The following is a 1,646-nucleotide window of genomic DNA, read 5'->3' on the forward strand; positions in this document are numbered from 1 at the left end:
AGGCCCTGCTCGCGCTCGTGGGTGACGTAGTGGCTGGCGAAGACCTCGACGTCTTCCAGCATGACCTCGTCGCGGTGCAGGATCAGCTCGGTGAAGCGCTCGGGGCGCGGGTCGTCCACGGGGGCTGAGACCAGCCGGAAGTTGCGCCGGCCGCCACCGTTCGTGCGGATGTAGAAGCGGTCGCCGCCGTGGTCTACGGCGTACTCGTGGTCCTTCTCGCGCGGCATGAGCATCTGCCACACGCCCGCCGGGTCGTGCGCCGGCAGATAGCGCCACTCGCTGGAGGTGAAGGAGCCCGTGCCCAGGAAGAGATAGGCGCGGCTCCGCGAGCGCTCGACGCCGATGCGGAAAAGCGCGTCCGGCTCCTCGTGGATGAGCTCGCTGCCCATGATGCCGGGGCGATGGCACCACAGGCGATAGGGCCGCTTGGCCTCGTCCTCGGTGACGTAGAAGATGGTCGTGTCGTCGGCGGCCCAGGCCACGGAGCCCACGCGCTCGAACGTGCGCGGCAGGACCCGCCCCGTGCGCAGGTCCTTGACGTAGAGCGTGTACTCTCGGAAGCCGGTGATGTCGGTCGTGTAGGCCAGGAGATGGCCGTCGTCGCTTACCGTGGACATACCGAGGGAGAAGAAGGGATGCCCCTCAGCCAGCGCGTTGAGATCGAGCGTGATCTCCTCGGGGGCGTCGAGGCTGCCCGCCTTGCGGCAGTAGATCGGGTACTGCTTGCCCTTCTCGGTGCGCGAGTAGTAGAAGTGCCCACCGCGCCGGTAGGGCACGGAGGAGTCGTCCTCCTTGATGCGCGCCAGCATCTCCTGGTAGAGCGACTCCTGGAAGGCCGCCGTCGGCTTCGTCACCTCATCGGTATAGGCATTCTCGGCGCGGAGATAGGCCAGGACGTCCGGATTGTCCTTCTCGCGCAGCCAGAAGTAGTCATCCTGGCGGATGTCGCCATGGAGCGTGTCGATCTTGGGAATCTTCTTCGCGACGGGCGGTGTCGGCATGGACTCGTAACTTTACGCGCGCTCGGCCGCTTGTCAAGACGCCCCGCCGTGGTATACCCGTGCCACCATGCCTGAACTGCCGGATATCACCGTCTACGTCGAGGCGCTCCAGGCACGCATCGCGGGGGCGCGGCTCGAGCGCGTGAGGCTGGCCAGCCCCTTTGTCCTGCGTTCCGTCGATCCGCCGATCTCGGACACCAACGGGCGCGCCGTCATCGGGCTCCGCCGCGTCGGCAAGCGCGTCGTCATCGCGCTCGACGGCGATCTGTACCTCTCGATCCACCTGATGATCGCGGGGCGGCTTCACTGGAAACCACCGGCCGCGAAGGTGCCGGGCAAGGTCGGCCTGGCAGCGTTCGACTTCTCGACGGGGACGCTGACGCTCACCGAGGCGGGGACGAAGAAGCGCGCGGCGATTCACCTGCTGAAGGGTGAAGAGGCGCTCGCCGCGCTCGATGCCGGCGGGGTCGAGCCCCTGGCCTGCACGGCCGAAGCGTTCAGCGACGCGATCACGCGCGAGAACCACACGCTCAAGCGCGCGTTGACAGACCCGCACATCCTCTCCGGTATCGGCAACGCCTACTCGGACGAGATCCTGCACAGGGCAAAGCTCTCGCCCGTGAGGCAGACGCGGGCGCTCAGCGA

The 1,646-nt window shown here is 67.3% G+C and carries 2 protein-coding genes; one reads left to right on the forward strand and one right to left on the reverse strand.

Annotation, left to right across the window (positions count from 1 at the left end):
- Positions 1–1,001: oligopeptidase B (locus tag VGV06_16270; GenBank protein HEV2056697.1), on the reverse strand; the 1,001-nt coding region annotated here is incomplete at its 3' end.
- Between the two features lie 67 nt (positions 1,002–1,068).
- Between VGV06_16270 and VGV06_16275 the strand changes: the two genes are divergently transcribed.
- Positions 1,069–1,646, forward strand: a 578-nt coding sequence (locus tag VGV06_16275) for a DNA-formamidopyrimidine glycosylase family protein (GenBank protein HEV2056698.1), incomplete at its 3' end; no start/stop codon positions are given.

It is taken from the genome of Candidatus Methylomirabilota bacterium (genome assembly GCA_035936835.1).
In the GTDB taxonomy this organism is placed as follows: domain Bacteria; phylum Methylomirabilota; class Methylomirabilia; order Rokubacteriales; family CSP1-6; genus AR37.